Genomic DNA, 18,997 nt, shown 5'->3' on the forward strand with positions numbered 1-18,997 from the left:
GCTAAACATAAACTGGAGGTAAAATATGAAAGAGCTAGATAAGGATTCACTATACTTTATATTTTTAGAAATACTGAGACTGCATTATTATCGTACTCATGTACTTCTTGAGGATGTGGGGATTTATCCTGGTCAACCACCTATGCTTTTTATCTTAAACAAAGAAGGTGGTCAGAGCCAGAGTGAATTGGCAGAAAAACTGCAAATAAAGCCTTCTACTATAACAGTAATGTTGAAAAGAATGGAGAAGGAAGGCATAGTAGAACGCAGAAAAGATGAATTGGATCAGAGGATAACTAGAGTGTATATAACTGAAAAAGGAAGAAAATTGTGTGATGAGGCTATTAAAGTAATGGATAAAGTTCAAGACGAATGTTTTGCAAATATTACAGCAGAAGAAAAGATAATTCTTAGAAGATTATTCATGCAAATGAGAGATAATCTTAACAATGCACTTGATGCGGATGGCGAAATTTAGATATTGTAGGGAGGAAATTTATGTTCAAGATAATAAAGGAGCTTAAACCATTTAGCATATTTGTAATTATAATAATAGTTTTGCTTTTAGCCCAGGCTATGACAGACCTTGCTCTTCCTGATTATATGTCAAATATAGTCAATGTAGGCATTCAGCAAAAGGGTATTGAAAGAGCTGTACCTGAGGTAATTAGGGCTAGTGAAATGGATAAGATAAAGATATTTTTAAATGAAGAAGAAAATAATCTGATAGATAATAATTACAAATTAATAAATAAAGAAAATTTAACTAAAGAGGAATATAGTGATTTTTCTAAGAAATATAAGGCATTAGAAAATGAGAATTTATATATACTTAATACTTCAAATAAAGAAGATATTGACAGGATGAATTCCTTTTTAGGAAAGGCAATACTTAGTAAATATGCTGTAGAAAAAGGTGCACTTCAAAAAGCTATGCCAAATTTGCCAGAAGGCACTGATCCTTTTATGATAATTAAAAATTTACCTAAAGAGCAATTTGACATGTTAAAAAAAGAAATGGATAAACAATTCAAGGACATTCCAGACACCATGATAACTCAATCTGCTATAAATTATATAAAGCTTGAATATGAAGCGGTAGGAATAAATATGGATAAGGTTCAGTCTAGTTATATTCTATCTACAGGTGGAACAATGTTACTTATTGCTTTATTAGGAATGATTGCTTCAGTAATTGTAGGGTTTTTATCTGCAAGAGTTTCTGCTTCTCTTGGTAGAAATTTAAGAGATAAGGTGTTTAAAAAGGTTACATCTTTTTCAGATGCAGAGTTTGACAATTTTTCAACTGCATCCCTTATAACTAGAAGTACAAATGATATACAACAAGTACAAATGTTTGTAATGTTGCTGTTGAGAATGGTGTTTTATGCCCCAATACTTGGAGTTGGTGGAGTAATAAGAGCGCTTAATACAAATACTTCTATGGCTTGGATAGTAGGGGTTGGAGTTATAGCTATACTTATCCTTGTAGGAACTCTTTTTATTGCTGCTATGCCAAAGTTTAAAAAGGTACAAAAGTTTGTTGATAAGGTAAATCTAGTGATGAGGGAATCTCTTAATGGGATGATGGTTATAAGAGCTTTTAATACACAGAAAACTGAAGAAGAAAAGTTTGATGCTGCAAACAAGGACTTAACAAAAACCCATTTATTTGTTTCAAGAATAATGACTGTAATGATGCCAACCATGATGCTTATCATGAATGGTATAATGCTTTTAATAATATGGGTGGGAGCTCATGAAATAGATAAAGCTAATATACAGGTTGGAGATATGATGGCATTTATGCAATATGCAATGCAGATAATTATGTCTTTCCTTATGATATCTGCAGTTTCATTAATACTTCCAAGGGCTTCAGTATCAGCTCAGAGAATAGGTGAAGTATTAGATGAAGAGATTACAATTAAAGATCCTGAAAGTCCAAAACAATTAAATGATGATATAGAAGGGTCAATAGAATTTAAAAATGTTAGCTTTAAATATCCAGGAGCAGAAGAATATGTTCTTAAAGATATATCCTTTACTGCAAATCCTGGGGAGACAACAGCCTTTATAGGAAGTACAGGAAGTGGTAAATCTACTTTGATCAATTTAATCCCCAGGTTTTATGACGTTACAAGTGGAGCAATTCTTCTTGATGGTGTAGATATTAGAGATATGACCCTTAAAGATGTAAGAGAAAACATAGGATATGTTCCTCAAAAAGGAGTATTGTTCACAGGAACTATAGAAAGCAATTTAAAATATGGGAAAAATTTCGAAGTAAGTGATGAAGATGTATTAAAGGCTATAGAAATAGCTCAAGCTAAAGAATTTGTTGAGGAAAAGGAGAAAGGAATATTATCTGAGGTAGCACAAGGCGGAACCAATGTATCTGGGGGTCAAAAACAAAGAATTTCAATTGCAAGGGCATTGGCTAAGAGACCAAAGGTACTAATATTTGATGATAGTTTTTCAGCTCTTGATTTTAAGACAGATGCTGAACTTAGAAAGGCGATTAATACAGAGATTAAAAATAGAACAATGCTTATAGTAGCTCAGAGAATAAATACTATAAAAAATGCAGAAAAGATTGTTGTTTTAGATGAAGGAAAAATAGTAGGAATGGGGACTCATAGAGAATTGTTAAGAAAGTGTGAAGTATATAAGCAAATTGCCTTATCACAGCTATCAGAGGAGGAACTTGCGAATGAGTAAAGATAACAATACAAATAGAAGACCAATGGGACCAGGGCCAAAAGGTCACGGACCTGGGGCTGGAAAATTTGAAAAGCCAAAGGATTTTAAAGGAACCTTCTCTAAGCTTCTCAACTATTTAAAACCATATAAAGGGAAACTAATCATAGTAATAATATTTGCTATAGGAAGTACAATTTTTTCAATAGTAGGACCTAAAATACTTGGAAAGGCAACAACTAAGATATTTGAAGGATTGATATCAAAGGTATCTGGTGGTGACGGAATTGACTTTTCCTATATAAAAAATATTGTAATGACTTTGATAGGATTATATATATTGTCTGCATTGTTTTCTTATATACAAGGTTTTATAGTGACTGGGGTTTCTCAAAAGGTATCTTATAAATTAAGAAAAGAAATATTCCAAAAGGTAAATAGACTACCCCTTAAATATTTTGATAAAGTGAGTCATGGAGAAGTATTATCTAGAGTTACTAACGATGTAGATACAGTAAGTCAATCATTAAATCAAAGTTTAAGCCAGATAATAACATCTGCTACTACTTTGATAGGTGTACTCATTATGATGTTATCTATATCTTGGCAGATGACTATTGTTGCACTTTTGATATTACCTATATCAATGATTGTAGTAATGGGAGTAATTAAGAGAAGTCAAAAATATTTCAAGGCACAGCAAAAGTCCCTTGGGGAAGTTAATGGACATATAGAGGAAGTATATGGTGGACACAATATAATGAAAGCTTTTAACGCTAAGGAACAAGTGGTTTCTGAATTTGAAGATATCAATAATGAACTTTATGATTCTGCTTGGAAATCTCAATTTTTATCAGGTTTAATGATGCCTATTATGAGCTTTGTTGGAAATTTAGGTTATGTTGCAGTTTCAATATTAGGTGGATGGCTTACTATTAAAAAGACTATAGAGGTAGGAGATATACTTTCATTTATTCAGTATATAAGAAGTTTTACTCAGCCAATAACTCAAGTGGCTCAAATAAGTAATGTATTGCAATCTACTATGGCTGCAGCAGAAAGGGTATTTGAATTTTTAGATGAAGAAGAGGAAGCTACGGAATCTCAAACACCTATTAAACTGGAAGAAGTAGAGGGAAGAGTAACTTTTGAAAATGTTAAATTTGGTTACAATGAAGATAAAATTATAATAAAGGATTTTTCAGAAGACATTAGTCCGGGACAAAAAGTTGCCATCGTTGGACCTACTGGAGCAGGAAAGACTACCATAGTTAAACTTCTCATGAGATTTTACGATTTAAATGGTGGTAGAATACTTCTTGATGGTCATGATATAGTGGATTTTTCTAGAAGTGATCTGAGAAGTAATTTTGGTATGGTTTTGCAGGATACATGGCTTTTCAGTGGTACTATAATGGAAAATATAAGATATGGAAGGCTAGACGCAACAGATGAAGAAGTAATAAGAGCAGCAAAATTAGCTCATGCTCACAGGTTTATAACCACTTTACCAGATGGATATGATATGGTTATAAATGAAGAGGCAAACAATATATCCCAAGGGCAGAAACAACTTCTTACTATAGCAAGGGCAATTTTATCTAATCCAAAGGTGCTTATATTAGATGAAGCTACATCTTCTGTAGATACTAGAACTGAAATACTTATACAGAAGGCTATGGCAAATCTTATGGAAGGGAAAACAGCTTTTATCATTGCTCATAGACTTTCAACTATAAGAGATGCAGATTTGATATTAGTTATGAAGGATGGAGATATAGTAGAACAAGGTAATCATGAAGAACTTTTAGCAAAAGGCGGATTTTATTATTCCTTATACAATAGCCAATTTGAAGATGTAGAAGCATCTTAAAATAGCATACGACAGTAGGGACAGCAAAATATTTTTGTGATACAATTGTATCATGATGAATATGAGGTAGGGATTCGGGTATGAGAGATAAGGGAGAAAACATATTTACTAAAAATTATATAATAGTTTTATTAGCACTTCTAAGCTGCTTGTTGTGGGGAAGTGCTTTTCCTTCTATCAAAATAGGTTACAAGCTATTTTCTATAGGTGCCGATGATACTTTTGCAAAAATAATATTTGCAGGATTTAGATTTTTCTTATCTTCTATGATGATATTTTTATTTTGTCTAGGGACAAAGGGGACTTGTTTCCACTCCAGAAGGCTATGGATTGCTTCTATATTTAGCATTTATATCTGCAGCAGCATTTTCCATGTGGACAATTTTGCTTAAATACAATGGTGTTGGTAAGATTAGTATATATAAGTTCAGCATACCTATATTTGGCGTATTTCTTTCTTACATCTTTCTTGGAGAAAGACTATTGGGAACAAATGTGTTATGGTCAATTATATTAGTTTCAGCAAGTATTATATTGATAAATAAAGAAAAATTTATTATTTCACATGATACAAATAAAATTATTTTTTGCAATATGAAAGATAAAAAATAAACAAATTAACTAGAGAAATTAATGAACTGATTAATCAATCAAAGGGTACAAAGTAGAAACAAATTTGTTTTTGCCTTGTATCCTTATTTTTTATGAATTCTTGCCTTTTTTCATTTCTAAATTGTCTAATAAGTGTAAAGGCTTTACAAAATCAATTTGTAAAGGAGGAGAAGTGTTTGCAAGATGTAAAAGAGGAGAAGTGTTCACAGGAACTTTTTGAACAGGAATACAGAAAGATAGATAAATCGTTGTATTTGGTCGCAATCGGTTATTTGCACAACGGCGAGGATGCTAAGGACGCCGTTTCGGAAGCGGTGTTATCTGCCTATCAATCATTTAACAAATTAAAACACAAGCAATATTTTAAAACTTGGCTGACGCGTATTGTTATCAATGAGTGTAAGAATTCCTTAAAAAAGAAAAGATGTACCGAGGAACTCAACGATAATATAAATGCGTTTTATGATATGCCAACAGATGACCTTGAAATAATGGATGCAATATGTAAATTAAATCCAAAGCATACACCATATATAACATTGCGCTTTTACAATGATATGACCTATGCTGAAGTGGCAAAAACACTCCATCAACCTGTTTCAACCGTGAGGTACAAAACTAAAATTGCATTGGGCGAATTAAAAAATTTATTGGAAGGGGATGTCTTATAGTGAATGAATTTGAAAAAAAGCTATACTTGCACGGTAAAAGTGTAAAGGAGCACATTGTATCACCTGTTAGTATTGAAAGGAAGGATTTTTTTGAAATGAAAAGTACCAAAAAAGTAAGTGCAAGATTTATATTGGTGACGGCGGTAATTGTGGTGTTAGGTGCTACAACCGTACTTGCCGCAACAAATTCAAGTTTTCAAGAGTTATTAAGTCAGTTAAATCCCATTGATAGGCACTATGTTCAGCCAATTGAGTTAAGTTGTATTGACAATGGTATAAAGATGGAAGTTGTGGCAGTTGGAGCGTATGGAAACAGACTTAAGGCTTATATTACAATGCAAGATATTGAAGGAAAACGCCTTAATGAAACATCAGAATTTTATATTAACGCAAAAGCTGACGGTGGTGTTCTCGGCGGCGGAGCAGAAAATGCTTATTATGACAAAGACAGTGGGTTATGGACTGTTTTATACAAAACTGTTCCAAGTTCTGCTTTGGCAAAAAGCGGGAAAGTCACATTTAGTATGGAAGAAATCCAGTCTAATCCTCAAATTTATAACGGCCAAGAATATGATATCAATTTAACCCAAGTAAATAAGAATCCTAAGATCGTGCAAGTAAGCAGAAATGGTGATATAGGTGTTAGCGCTACCGTTTCTCAAAATGGGAATGTAGCAATGTCCCTTCTAAAGCCAAACGAAATAATTAAGACATTCCCTAAAATTGATTATTGCAAAATTACTAATATGGGCATTATAGACGGCAAACTACATTTACAGGTTTGGAGGGACTCAACAGTCAAACCCTTTTCCAACATTTACCTTATCGATAAAAAGGGTCAGTTAATACAGGAAATTGATAGAGCTTTCTTTGCGGTTGACAAAAACAACAAAATCGATAGAATTCTAAGCATTGCTGATGAAAATGGTAAGATTGTAAAAAATGAGGGAATACCAGAGCATTATGAATATACAGAATATATTTATGATATTGATATTAATAATATTGAAGACTATACACTTACTGGGGAATTCACGAAATTTGATGAAATAGATGGAAATTGGCAGGTAACGGCTGAATTTGATTCCAAAAAGGATATTATTGAGATTAATAAACAAATGGACATTGATGGACTTGGTATTGATAAAATAGTAATAACACCGTTTGGCATAGATTTTTCAGGAAGCAAGTATACTTATGACGCTGAGAACTTTGATGTGCGAGTATATAGAAATAATGAGAGTGTACAGCTTAAATGGGGAGGAGGAGTTGGTTTTTCTAACGATGGAAAGTATGAGGCTATTCTGTTTGATAGCCCTAAGCCCATTGATACATCATCTATTAATTCAATAAGTATAAATGGAAGAACGATCCCCATAACAAAAAGGTAATAGTCCTTACTTTTTCAAGGTGGTAAACCTCTGTTTTCAATCACAGAAAACATGGATGGAACAGGGTTTACCTTTTTTGTTTTTGGAATAAAGAAATGTTCGCAAAACCATATAACATTAGAGTTCAGCTCAAACGGTCCCTGCTGGTTGTATTATATTTGTTATGATATAATGTACTAAAAAGTTGGTAAGGTGGAATAGGTAGAAGGGGGGGTAGCATGGTTAATGAGAATGATTCAAGAATACTTATTGTAGAAGATGATACAAATATCAATAATTATATTTTTGAAAGTCTTTCAGTTAATAATTATAATTGTAAACAGGCTTTTTCTGGGACAGAAGCTTTGCTTTATTTAGGGAAATATGATTTTGATATTATTTTGCTTGATTTAATGCTTCCGGGGATTTCAGGAGAACAATTAATATCAGAAATAAAAAATTTGACGGACTCCTCTATCATTGTTATTTCTGCGAAGGATGAATTGGAAAGCAAAGTTGATGTATTAATGTTAGGAGCAGATGATTATCTTACAAAGCCCTTTAAAATAGAAGAATTAAAGGCTAGAATGTTTGTGCAATTAAGAAATAAAAACAAAAAAGTAAATAACAAATTGATGAAATATAAAAATCTGACACTAGATAAATCTTTGCATAAGGTAATGATTGAAAATCATGAAGTGGATTTAACTCCGCAAGAATTTAAAATTTTAGAATTATTATTAAGTTTTCCCAATAGAGTGTTTTCAAAGCAAGATATCTATGATTTTGCTTGGGACGAATACTTTGAAGGAGAAGATAAAACAGTAAATGTACATATTAGTAATATAAGAAAAAAATTCAAAGAGTATTCAGATGAAGAATATATAGAAACAGTTTGGGGAATAGGATTTCGGTTAAGCAAATAAATCTTTAACAATTCTTTAATCTTTATTTTCGAATTGTTAAACTTTTTCTTTTATAATGTAAGTGATTATAAAAGAAGGAGGTAAGAAAATGGATTATTTACTTTCAGTTCAAAACTTATCAAAAAAATATAGCAATCAATTTGCCATTAATAATATAAGCCTGAATTTAAAAAAAGGCGAAATTTATGGGCTAATTGGGAAAAATGGAGCAGGAAAAACTACTCTTTTAAAGATTATATCAGGATTAGTAAAACCTAGCAATGGAGAAATTGCTTTATTTGACTATAGTGGGGCTAGCAGGAAAAAGGTTTTATCAAGAATAGGTACATTGATAGAGGCTCCTGGACTGTACTCAAATTTAACAGCATATGATAACTTAAAGTTAAAGTGCTTATGCTTAGGGATAAATGATTCTAAATATATTGGTTCTATCTTACAAATTGTTGGGCTAGAAGGGGAGTCAAATAAAAAGGTAAAACAATATTCTTTAGGAATGAAACAGAGATTAGGAATTGCCATGGCATTAGTAGGAGAACCAGATTTATTATTATTAGATGAACCTATAAATGGACTAGATCCACAGGGGATAAAGAATGTTAGAGATATTGTATTGAAACTCAATAAAGAGTATGGGATAACAATGATAATTTCAAGTCATATTTTGGATGAATTGTTAAAGATCGTTGATAGGTTTGGAATAATCAATGATGGAAGGCTATTAAAAGAAATATCAAAGGCTGAGCTTAAGGAAATATGTTGCAATCATATTGAAATAAAGATAGAAGAACCTAAAAAAGCAATTGTAGTCCTAGACAAATTAGGATTTAACAATTACAAGGTAATAGATAATCATACGATAAATATTTATGAAAGATTAAATGATAGTGGATTAATCTCAATGGAATTATATAAGAATGATATTTCCATTAACAGCATTTCTATAGAATCTATTTCCATAGAGGATTATTTTATTCATTTAACGGGAGGGAATATTGATGAACAATCTAATTAGGATGGATTTTTATCGTATGAGAAAAAGTAAAACCACATGGATTATTTTGATGTTTTTGATATTAATGATGTTTGCCTCCATTTATATGTCTTATTCAGATATAGAGTATTATAAGAACAATCCATCTGCATTAGAAAATCTAAAATCATCTTCGGAGGAAGTTAATTGGGGAATATATATAGGAAGTGTTTCGCCAAAGTGGTGCGAAGATAATAAAGTTCCCATTGATGGATTAATCAAAATAAATATTCAGAGCAAAATTGTATTAATGTTTTTGGTCGTGTTTGTTGTGGGTTTTGTAAGTAAAGAAAATACTTCTGGTTTTATTAAAAATATTGCAGGACAAGTATCAAATCGTGGATTTATATTGTTGTCTAAAATGATTATCGTAGGGATATATTCATTAATTTTATTGGCAGTAGCAACTGTAACAATATTTGTAAGTAGTAAGATATTGTTTGGATATGTTTTTGTGGAGGATTTAGGATTGTTGATAAAATATATTGTTTATCAATGGATATTACATGTGGCATTTGGATCATTTATGATATTTTTAATTACACTTTTAAAAAATGAAATTGCAAGTTTATTGATAGGAATTTTAGTTTCTGCTGGTATACTACAAATTGTTGATGCTTTCATAAAATCAAATAAAAAAAGTATAATGTACTTTTTAAATTCAGGAAACATTGGACGATTAAGTTTGGGAGATTGTAGACCATTACTTATAGCGGTTGTTTCAATGACAATATATATGGCAATTAGTATGTATGTCATCAATAATAGAGATATTCAATAAGGAGAGTATTAGGATGAAGTTTGCGTTAATTATTATCATTATTATTTTATTTATTGCTATATTATATTTATATAATTATCGGAAACAAGTTCGTTCTATTACTGAACAATTAAAATTTATTATTTCACATGATACAAATAAAATTATTTTTTGCAATATGAAAGATAAAGAAATAAACAAATTAGCTAGAGAAATTAATGAATTGATCAATCAATCAAAGAATTTAAAAAAGGAATATGTAAATAAAGATATTTATTTAAAAAACACTTTAACAAGCTTATCTCATGATATAAGAACGCCATTAACTTCGTTAGATGGCTATATTCAATTGCTAAAAGTAAGTGATGATTTGAACAAAAAGGATTATTATACGGATATATTACAAGATAGGGTAAATGTCTTAAATTACATGATTGAGAATTTGTTTATATATTCAAAACTTCAAAATCAAACATTTCATTTAGAATTAGAAACATGTGATTTAAAGAAAATTTTAGTTAATACAATTTTTCAATACTATGAAGAATTTGAAAAAGAAAACATTGATTTATCAATTGAATTCAATGAAGATGAAGATTATTCTATTGTTTCAAATGAAATAGCTTTGATTAGAATTATACAAAATATCATTAAAAATATCTTAGAACATGCTAGAGATAGTGCAGTAATAGCAATGTCAAAAGTAAACAATGAAATCATATTAGAATTTAAAAATGGATTTGACATCAGTGATAAGATTGATTCAAATAGAATCTTTGATTTGTTTTATAAAAGTGATTCGGCAAGAAGTAAAAGTTCTAGTGGTATAGGGTTGGCTGTTGTAGATGAATTAGTTAGACAAATTAAGGGAAATATCAAATGCGAAATAAATGGGACTGAATTTAGTTTGATACTAGCATTTATTAAAAGCTCATGATGAAGATATATAAGTATTAATTGAGAAAATCAATACCTGAAGGATTCTCCTTCAACATATTTTTGTGGTAAAATTATTAGCATAATGGATAATAAGGAGTGAGTCTATGGAATCACATAATGAACCAATAATAACAATAAGAGGATTGGAAAAGAGTTTTGGTACTAAAAAGGTGTTGAAGGGAATAGATTTAGATGTTTATAGTGGACAAATCATAGGTTATATAGGGCCAAATGGAGCAGGGAAAAGTACTACTGTTAAGATAATGCTAGGGCTTATTGAACAGTATACAGGGGAAGTAAAGATATTTGGACAAAATATATCAAGTGGAAATGTAGAATACAAAAAGAGAATAGGCTATGTTCCTGAAACAGCTGAAATATATGATAGTTTAACTGGAAGAGAATATTTAACCTTTATAGGAGAGCTATATGGTCTTGATTACAATGTAGCTGATGAAAAGGCAGAGAGATTAATGGAATTGTTCAGCCTAAAAGATGTATATAATTCAAGGATATCCTCATATTCAAAGGGAATGCGTCAAAAGGTAGTCATAATATCAAGTTTATTGAACAATCCAGATATTCTATTTTTAGATGAACCCCTAAGTGGAATGGATGCAAATAGTGTCATGGTTTTCAAAGAAGTATTAGCAGAATTGGCTTCTCAAGGGAAAACTATATTTTATTCATCTCATATAATGGAAATCGTTGAAAAGATAAGTAGTAGAATAGTCCTTATAAATGATGGACAAGTTGTTGCAGATGGAAGTTTTGACGAATTAAAAGAAAAATCTATGGAAGGTTCATTGGAAGAGATATTTAACGAACTCACTGGATTCAATGAACACAAAGAGATTGCAGAAGAAATTGTATCCATAGTTCAAGGGGTGTAGGATATGAAGGATTTTAAAATACTAAGGTTTATAGATAAATTTAGAGGATTGTTTGAAAGCTTTGGAGTAGATTATGATACTATGCGAAAGATACTTCAACTTAAGCTTATGTTAGATGAAAGAAGAGTTCCTACAGTAATGCAAAATAATACTTCCAAAAAGAAGAGTGAAGAGGGAAATAGTATCATAAAATCTCTTTGGTTTTATATATTGCTAGGGTTGATGTTAGTTCCTTTTGTTATTATGAAAGAAAATTATCTATTTCAAATGAGTTTTCTATTTGGGATATTGATGTTTATGATGATGACTATTTTGATTTCAGATTTTTCTTCTGTACTATTGGATTTAAGAGATAAAGATATAATTTTGTCAAAGCCAGTAGACGGGAAGACCTTAAGTGCAGCAAAGACTGTGCATATAATGATATACATGTTTTATATAACATTTTCTTTTACAGGGCCAGCACTTATTGTATCCTTATTTAGAAGTGGATTTATGTTTTTTGTATTATTTTTATTGGAAATAATTTTGATGGATTTATTGATAGTAGCTTTAACTGCTTTATTGTATATATTGATACTTAAGTTTTTTGACGGTGAAAAGCTTAAAGATATTATTAATTATGTACAAATTGTTTTAACTATAGCATTATCTGTAGGATATCAACTTATAGGAAGATTGTTTGATTTTAGTGATGTTATGAATATTGATTTTGTTCCAAAATGGTGGCAATACTTAATTCCATCCATATGGTTTGGTGGACCTTTTGAGTTTATCATCAATAAAAATTATGATACTCACATAATATTATTTTCAGTTTTAGCGTTGATAGTTCCTATATTAGCAATAATAATATATGTAAAGCTTACACCTACTTTTGAAAGCAATTTGCAGAAATTGAACAATAGTAGTGGAAATGTGAAAGTTAGGGATAGAGGATTAAATTTCTATTTATCAAATATATTTTGTAGAACTAAAGAAGAAAGAACGTTTTTTAGATTTGCTACCAATATGATGAAAAAAGAAAGGAATTTTAAGCTTAAAACCTATCCTTCATTGGGACTTTCTCTGGTTTTCCCATTTATATTTTTATTGTCAATGGCAAAAGATGAGGGATGGGCAAATATAGCCAATAGCAAGATGTACTTTAATATATATTTTGTTGCCTTTATGATACCAACCATACTTATGGTCATAGGTTATTCTGAAAAATATAAAGCTGCTTGGATTTATAAGTTTTTGCCTTTTACTGAGGCAAAAGATATATTTAAAGGTACTTTAAAAGCTTTTGTCATTAATCTTTTGCTTCCTATGTATGTTTTTGAAAGTATAATATTTATGATTATATTTAAAGGGAAAATAGCTTTAGATTTAGTTATAGTATTTTTAAACATAATACTATTTATCGTGATTTGCTTTAAATGCATGAAAAAGACTTTACCTTTTTCTGAACCTTTTGAAGTTGTAAGTCAGAGTCAGGGATTTATTGTTATACCATTGTTTTTAATTATAGGGGTTTTAGCTGGAGTTCATTATGGGGCTACAAAAATTGACTATGGCAGATATATTTATATACTTATATTAGTTATAGCAAATATATTTGCATGGGAAAAGGCATTTAACATATCTATTGAAAATATGTAGGGGAGACCTGTGGTCTCCCGCTTTTTTATTATTTTTTCAATTTAACGATATTGTTAAATACTTCTTCATTTTCTCTTATCTTATGTTCATTCCCTAGTACGCATAGATAATTTTGTTTCATTGTATCTTCAAGAATAGGTGATAGAGCCTTTATATCTTTAAGCTTTGTGTTTAATACTTCATCTCTTGTTTTTTGTACTTCTTCTTGACTTATATTAGAGATATATCTTATTGTTGCTATTTGACCCTTCATGTGAGGAGTCAAAGCTGGGTCTAGACGACTTATAGTTCCTATGATGAATGTTGTTAAATCGGAATCATCTAGACTTAAGTTCTTAATATAATCTGCCATATTGTCATAAGCCTCTATAGTTTCCTTAAGATTAGGATCTCTATAGGAGTAAGTAATTACATGACCAGAGCTATCAAAGGATATACCTGCACCATAAGCTCCACCTCTTGCTCTTATTCTATTGTGAAGATAATCGCCATTTAATATAGTAGCTAGAACAAGCATACTGCCATTGTATTCATATCCAAGTTTTTTGAAATTATAGCCCTTTGATACATATTGAACATTGCCAGCTGAAAGTATTCCTTCATTCAATTTTTCTTCAGAAAAACTAAATTCTTTATTTTCTAATTCTTCTTTATTGAGTTCTTTTGTCACAACTTTTAGATTATCTTTTACAATAGCGAAATCGTCCTTATCTCCAGTAAATGATACAATTAAATTATTTATATTAAATATCTTTTTGTATACTTCATGAATATTGGACATGATTTCTTCACAATTTTCATCAAAGTTTTCTAGGATATCTGAAAGGAACCAGTAGAAATCTAGTCCATTTATTTTATCTATATATCTCATAATTGGCGAGAAATAGGAACCAACTCTTACAGAAGCTACAGAATGTCCCATATCAAATATAATCATTTCTATTCTTGATTTCAACTGTTGAAGTAGTTCTTTAACTCGTTTTTTATCTTCTAATTTACTTTCTGTAATCAATGTATTTGTAAGTTCTAATAGTTTAGATATATTGTCTCCTATAGCCTTGCCACTTACAATAAATTTAGGATGGAAAACTTCACTGCTTTTATTTTTTCCATAGGCACTAACACTAAAATTAATTCCACCGGTATTTACATATATTTCATTTGAAATTTCAGAATAATTCATACTTTCTGTATCCATCTTTCCTAAAATCCAAGCTAATAGATTTGTATATGGAATCAATTCCTCATCAATCATAGATATATCAAAATAAAAGTCTACATAGGCAATCTTACTAGTGAAGATATCATGATAAAGTATGGCGTAGTTTTCATCCTTAATTATTTCCTGAGGAATAATTAAAGCTTTAGGTTCTACATCAGATATTGAAAGTTTTGGAATTGTAGCTTTGGCTTCTTCAGTATCTTCTGACAACTGGATTGTTTTGAGTTTTTCATTTTGTTCAATTAATTTCTCTATATCTTCTTCAGTAAGAGATTTTTTATAATCAGCTAGTTTTTCTTTTGTTTTCTCAATTTTTTCTTCTCCCAATCCTTTTTTAGGCTCTATAATGACCATAGAACTATGGGAATTGTTTATGATTTTTTCTTCAATAAATTTTTCAAAGTAGCCATTATCTATATTAGCTCTTATTTTGTTTATAGTTTCATCATATTGTAGATGAGTTGTAGGGCTACTATCATACAACCAGCTATTTAAGGATTGTATATTATATATAAGGCCTTTAGTTGGGAAATTTTCAGCTTCTCGTAGATTATATTCAACTATATTTATACAAGCTTGAATTAGTTTTTTATCAATACCTTCTTTAACTAATTTGTTTAAAGTATCAAAGACTATTTTTTCAAATTCTTCTTTTTTATCTAAGGATGTGTTTTTTGCAACAATACCGAAACCTATTTGTATACCATCTGTGATTATTGGGAATATATCTTCTCCTATTCCCGCATCAATTAATGCCTTTTTAAGTGGAGCAGCTTGAGATTCTATTAACAATTGACTTAATATACTACTCATCAAATAGGTTTCTGAATCAGTTTTTTCTCCCAATACGAAGTTTAAACTTAAATAAGTACGATTTTCTTCATTTTCGTCACTTGAAATGGGATAGTAGTCTACTATTTCTTTTCTAGATTTAAAAGGTTCTTGACTATGGATATGGGAATCTATTTTTGTTTTATCAAAATTTGATAGATAGTTTTCATCTATAAATTTAAGTTGTTTTTGTATATCACCATTTCCATATAGGTATATATAGCTATTGGAAGGGTGATAGAATTTTCTATGAAAATCTAAAAAAGCTTCATAGCTAAGTTCTGGAATAACATCAGGATTTCCACCAGAAGAATATTGATAACAAGTATCAGGATAGAGTGATTTACTTATATTTTCTTCTAGAATTGTCTCAGGAGACGAATAAGCCCCTTTCATTTCGTTATAGACAACACCTTTATATTCTATATCATCTTCATTTTTAAACAATTCATAGTGCCAACCTTCTTGCATAAATATTTCAGGTTTTTCATATATGCTAGGATAAAAAACTGCATCTAAATAGACATCCATCAAGTTGAAGAAATCTTTTTCATTTCTACTTGCTATAGGATATATTGTCTTGTCTGCAAAGGTCATAGCATTGATAAAAGTTTGCAGTGAACCTTTTACCATGTCCATGAAAGGTTCTTTAGTTTTGTATTTTCTAGAACCAGATAGAACGCTGTGTTCTATTATATGAGGAACCCCCGTGCTATCTGATGGTGGAGTTCTAAATCCAATTGAAAAAACTTTGTTGTCATCATTATTTTCTAAATGGAGCAATTGTGCACCTGATTTTTCGTGATAGAATATTCTTGCGATTGACTGTATTTCTTTTATTTCATACTCATCTACTAAATTAAATCCAAAGTAAGTTTTACCAATTTCAAAAGTCACAAAATTACCTCCTTTTATAAAAATTAGTGCTATATTTAATATTATAGCACTAATGGAGATAATAACGCCAAAAAAATGCGACAAAAAGAACCGTCCTCGTATATATTGTAGACATTAATGTTCCAGTGTGGTATTATAAAAAAGAAGTGGTAAGACCACTAGACCATTAAACCAAAATTAATATTATGGAGAGGATGACTTAAATGGAAAAGAAGAGAAGTGCTAAGATATCAATAGTAGGTGCAGGTTCAGTAGGGGCAACTGCTGCTTATGCATTAGTTATTGGAGGTTTGGCTTCAGAACTAGTGATAGTTGATGTTAACAAAGAAAAAACATTAGGTGAAGTACTAGATTTAAGTCATGGTGCAGGATTTGTAAAACCTGTAAATATTAAAGCTGGAGAATACAAAGATACTAAGGATTCAGACATTGTTATCATAACAGCGGGGGCTGCACAAAAACCTGGTGAAACTAGAATAGATCTTGTAAATAAAAATATTAAAATTCTCAAATCAATTGTTCCAGAAGTCGTTAAATATAGTCCAAATTCAATATTGTTAGTAGTTTCAAATCCTGTAGACATATTAAGTTATGTAGCATATAAACTATCAGGATTTCCTAAAGAAAGAGTTATAGGTTCTGGTACTGTTTTGGATACTTCAAGACTTAAATATGAAATAAGCAAGAGATTAAAGATAGATGCAAGAGATGTCCATACTTATATCATAGGAGAGCATGGAGATACAGAATTTCCAGCATGGAGTTTAACAAATATTCAAGGTATTGAAATTGATGAATACGCCAAAGAAGTAGGGTGTAAATACAATGAAGCTGTTAGAGCAGAAATCCATGAAAATGTTAAAAATGCAGCTTATGAAGTCATTAATAGAAAAGGAGCTACTTTCTATGCTATTGGCTTAGCTATCAAACGTATAGTAGAGGCTATACTAGGTGATGAAAAATGCATATTACCAGTTTCTACTTTAGTTGAGGACTATTATGATATAAATAATATTTACCTAGGAATACCAGCCATAGTTGGAAGAAATGGTGTTGAAAGAGTGTTAAAGATAAGTTTAAATGATGACGAAATTAAAAAATTGCAAAGTTCTGCAAACGTATTAGAAACAGTTTTAGATGCATCATTCCCAAAAGAAGAAGTAGCCATATAATACAAATAGTCACCTTTATTATTACTAATAGAGGTGACTATTATTTTATGGATTTTTTCATTTCACAATTTACAAAAGCAAGATGATCTGTCATTGCTTTTTCAGCAGCTTTAGGATTGTGAGATTCTAAAGCTTTATATATATCAAGATGTTGAGATTTTATGATTTCCTTATGCTTTTCTTCTATCATTATATTCTTTCTTATATCCTTTATAGATGCTTCAATAAGGGATGAAACTGCATTTAATATACTTTGTAGAAGGAAGTTTTTACTTGCCTGTGCTATTTTATAGTGAAAAATCACATCAAGTTTGGCTAATTCATCTTCAGAATTTGAATTTTCTGCAGTGATTAAAATATTTTTTATATCTTCTAATTCTTCAGCTGTAATTCGTTCAGCTGCTAATACAACTGTTCCTTTTTCTATTACATTTCTAAGTTCCAATATTTCTTCTGCATTGCTTTCTTTTATTAAAAAAAATGTAGAGAAAGGTTCAAACAATATATCTTCAAAATTATCTTTAATAAAATTTCCCTCTCCCTGTTTAGACTCTATTAGTCCCATTATCTCTAATTCTTTTAAGGCTTCTCTTACAGAAGATCTGCTTACTTCTAATGTTTCAGCCATTTGTCTTTCAGAGGGCAATTTGTCACCTTTGTTGAGATTTCCTCTCAAAAGCATTTCTTTTATTTGTTCAACTACTTTTTCAGAAACAGTTGTATTCTTAATTGGAGTAAACATAGTATTTCTTCCTTTCTCAATTTAAGCTTATATTATATTTTACCTAAAATATTGTTGTATTTCAAGGTAGTAATTATCGGTGCCGCGGGTTTTTGCGACAGTGAGAACCGTCCCTGCTGTCTCAAATACTGGCCTTGGCCTTGCCATAACTAAGGAGTTAGTTGAACAAATGGGACATGAAATAAATTTAGAATTCCATAATAGTAAGCTTAGTATTATAATTAAGTGGAAAATATAAAAGATAGGGGATAAACAAGTGAAAAAGGATTCAAAGCTTTTATCATTGTGAAGTTATAAAACAAATGTTAGATATGTGGAAAAAAGACAATATGGTAGAATTTGAGAAGTATATGACAGAAATAGATGCCCAAGGAAATAAAGAATTTAACGATATGCTTTTAAATAAGAGAAATGAAAATATGGCTAATAAAGTTGAAGAATAATTAAATAGTTTTTTAACAAATAAAAAGGCTTCCTTGGGAAGCCTTTTTTGTTTTTAGATGCTGATTTAAAAAGAATAAGAAAAATAAATTGTAACTAAATTGTAATATTTTTTTGTTAAATATGAGGTATTATATAAATACATAGTAAAAAAATACATAAAAGTAATATAATGCACGATATTACCAAATAATACATAATGCAACAAGATTATCAAAAACTAATGCTAATGTTGTCAAATTTTATGATTATTAATTACAATTCTCTTTAATAA

General features: G+C 30.2%; 15 protein-coding genes and 1 pseudogene. 14 read left to right on the plus strand and 2 right to left on the minus strand.

What is annotated here, in order from left to right:
- The first annotated feature begins 25 nt into the window (after window positions 1-25).
- From ACFWUA_RS05500 to ACFWUA_RS05555, 12 genes and pseudogenes are all read left to right on the plus strand, one after another.
- Window positions 26-478, plus strand: coding sequence for a MarR family winged helix-turn-helix transcriptional regulator (locus ACFWUA_RS05500; protein ID WP_416199136.1), 453 nt, complete (start codon window positions 26-28; stop codon window positions 476-478).
- 20 nt (window positions 479-498) lie between these two features.
- The gene (locus ACFWUA_RS05505) at window positions 499-2,721 is read left to right on the plus strand and encodes an ABC transporter ATP-binding protein (protein WP_416199137.1); all 2,223 of its coding nucleotides are present in this window, start codon (window positions 499-501) and stop codon (window positions 2,719-2,721) included.
- Complete coding sequence (locus ACFWUA_RS05510) at window positions 2,714-4,573, plus strand: ABC transporter ATP-binding protein (RefSeq protein WP_416199138.1); 1,860 nt, start codon at window positions 2,714-2,716, stop codon at window positions 4,571-4,573. Before ACFWUA_RS05505 ends, ACFWUA_RS05510 begins: the two co-directional genes overlap by 8 nt.
- Window positions 4,574-4,891: 318 nt before the next feature.
- Window positions 4,892-5,185: pseudogene (locus tag ACFWUA_RS05515) on the plus strand (EamA family transporter); the annotation flags it as partial.
- 176 nt (window positions 5,186-5,361) lie between these two features.
- Window positions 5,362-5,856 carry a sigma-70 family RNA polymerase sigma factor gene (locus ACFWUA_RS05520; RefSeq protein WP_416199139.1) on the plus strand — a complete coding sequence of 165 codons (495 nt, stop codon included), beginning with the start codon at window positions 5,362-5,364 and terminating at the stop codon, window positions 5,854-5,856.
- Window positions 5,856-7,247: a hypothetical protein gene (locus tag ACFWUA_RS05525; protein WP_072745107.1), complete on the plus strand. Its 1,392-nt coding sequence runs from the start codon at window positions 5,856-5,858 to the stop codon at window positions 7,245-7,247. Before ACFWUA_RS05520 ends, ACFWUA_RS05525 begins: the two co-directional genes overlap by 1 nt.
- A gap of 218 nt (window positions 7,248-7,465) precedes the next feature.
- On the plus strand, window positions 7,466-8,152 hold the full coding sequence (locus ACFWUA_RS05530) for a response regulator transcription factor (RefSeq protein WP_416199140.1): 687 nt from the start codon (window positions 7,466-7,468) through the stop codon (window positions 8,150-8,152).
- Between the two features lie 88 nt (window positions 8,153-8,240).
- On the plus strand, window positions 8,241-9,164 hold the full coding sequence (locus ACFWUA_RS05535) for an ABC transporter ATP-binding protein (protein WP_352404686.1): 924 nt from the start codon (window positions 8,241-8,243) through the stop codon (window positions 9,162-9,164).
- Window positions 9,148-9,963: an ABC transporter permease subunit gene (locus ACFWUA_RS05540; RefSeq protein ID WP_352404687.1), complete on the plus strand. Its 816-nt coding sequence runs from the start codon at window positions 9,148-9,150 to the stop codon at window positions 9,961-9,963. Before ACFWUA_RS05535 ends, ACFWUA_RS05540 begins: the two co-directional genes overlap by 17 nt.
- A gap of 13 nt (window positions 9,964-9,976) precedes the next feature.
- Window positions 9,977-10,879: a sensor histidine kinase gene (locus tag ACFWUA_RS05545; RefSeq protein WP_158281650.1), complete on the plus strand. Its 903-nt coding sequence runs from the start codon at window positions 9,977-9,979 to the stop codon at window positions 10,877-10,879.
- 106 nt (window positions 10,880-10,985) lie between these two features.
- Window positions 10,986-11,774, plus strand: coding sequence for an ABC transporter ATP-binding protein (locus ACFWUA_RS05550; RefSeq protein WP_416199141.1), 789 nt, complete (start codon window positions 10,986-10,988; stop codon window positions 11,772-11,774).
- A gap of 3 nt (window positions 11,775-11,777) precedes the next feature.
- Window positions 11,778-13,418 carry a hypothetical protein gene (locus tag ACFWUA_RS05555; protein WP_416199142.1) on the plus strand — a complete coding sequence of 547 codons (1,641 nt, stop codon included), beginning with the start codon at window positions 11,778-11,780 and terminating at the stop codon, window positions 13,416-13,418.
- A gap of 28 nt (window positions 13,419-13,446) precedes the next feature.
- On the opposite strand, the gene ACFWUA_RS05560 is transcribed toward ACFWUA_RS05555, so the two are convergent.
- Window positions 13,447-16,368, minus strand: coding sequence for an insulinase family protein (locus ACFWUA_RS05560; RefSeq protein ID WP_416199143.1), 2,922 nt, complete (start codon window positions 16,366-16,368; stop codon window positions 13,447-13,449).
- Window positions 16,369-16,571: 203 nt separating this feature from the next.
- Between ACFWUA_RS05560 and ACFWUA_RS05565 the strand changes: the two genes are divergently transcribed.
- Entirely contained in the window at window positions 16,572-17,540 is a 969-nt protein-coding gene (locus ACFWUA_RS05565) for an L-lactate dehydrogenase (protein ID WP_416199144.1), read from the plus strand.
- 40 nt (window positions 17,541-17,580) lie between these two features.
- On the opposite strand, the gene ACFWUA_RS05570 is transcribed toward ACFWUA_RS05565, so the two are convergent.
- Complete coding sequence (locus ACFWUA_RS05570; protein WP_416199145.1) at window positions 17,581-18,282, minus strand: FadR/GntR family transcriptional regulator; 702 nt, start codon at window positions 18,280-18,282, stop codon at window positions 17,581-17,583.
- Window positions 18,283-18,584: 302 nt separating this feature from the next.
- Between ACFWUA_RS05570 and ACFWUA_RS05575 the strand changes: the two genes are divergently transcribed.
- A complete protein-coding gene (locus ACFWUA_RS05575; RefSeq protein ID WP_416199146.1) occupies window positions 18,585-18,725 on the plus strand; it encodes a hypothetical protein in 141 nt (46 codons plus the stop codon).
- The last annotated feature ends 272 nt before the right edge of the window (window positions 18,726-18,997 follow it).

This window comes from Sporanaerobacter sp. (genome assembly GCF_047830725.1).
Taxonomy (GTDB): Bacteria; Bacillota; Clostridia; order Tissierellales; family Sporanaerobacteraceae; genus Sporanaerobacter.

What these genes read in the sequence shown, in the direction of transcription:
- ACFWUA_RS05500 (WP_416199136.1), top strand. Translation starts at nt 26, where the DNA reads ATGAAAGAGCTAGATAAGGATTCACTATACTTTATATTTTTAGAAATA.
- ACFWUA_RS05505 (WP_416199137.1), top strand. Translation starts at nt 499, where the DNA reads ATGTTCAAGATAATAAAGGAGCTTAAACCATTTAGCATATTTGTAATT.
- ACFWUA_RS05510 (WP_416199138.1), top strand. Translation starts at nt 2,714, where the DNA reads ATGAGTAAAGATAACAATACAAATAGAAGACCAATGGGACCAGGGCCA.
- ACFWUA_RS05530 (WP_416199140.1), top strand. Translation starts at nt 7,466, where the DNA reads ATGGTTAATGAGAATGATTCAAGAATACTTATTGTAGAAGATGATACA.
- ACFWUA_RS05535 (WP_352404686.1), top strand. Translation starts at nt 8,241, where the DNA reads ATGGATTATTTACTTTCAGTTCAAAACTTATCAAAAAAATATAGCAAT.
- ACFWUA_RS05540 (WP_352404687.1), top strand. Translation starts at nt 9,148, where the DNA reads ATGAACAATCTAATTAGGATGGATTTTTATCGTATGAGAAAAAGTAAA.
- ACFWUA_RS05545 (WP_158281650.1), top strand. Translation starts at nt 9,977, where the DNA reads ATGAAGTTTGCGTTAATTATTATCATTATTATTTTATTTATTGCTATA.
- ACFWUA_RS05550 (WP_416199141.1), top strand. Translation starts at nt 10,986, where the DNA reads ATGGAATCACATAATGAACCAATAATAACAATAAGAGGATTGGAAAAG.
- ACFWUA_RS05555 (WP_416199142.1), top strand. Translation starts at nt 11,778, where the DNA reads ATGAAGGATTTTAAAATACTAAGGTTTATAGATAAATTTAGAGGATTG.
- ACFWUA_RS05565 (WP_416199144.1), top strand. Translation starts at nt 16,572, where the DNA reads ATGGAAAAGAAGAGAAGTGCTAAGATATCAATAGTAGGTGCAGGTTCA.
- ACFWUA_RS05570 (WP_416199145.1), bottom strand. Translation starts at nt 18,282, where the DNA reads ATGTTTACTCCAATTAAGAATACAACTGTTTCTGAAAAAGTAGTTGAA.
- ACFWUA_RS05575 (WP_416199146.1), top strand. Translation starts at nt 18,585, where the DNA reads ATGTTAGATATGTGGAAAAAAGACAATATGGTAGAATTTGAGAAGTAT.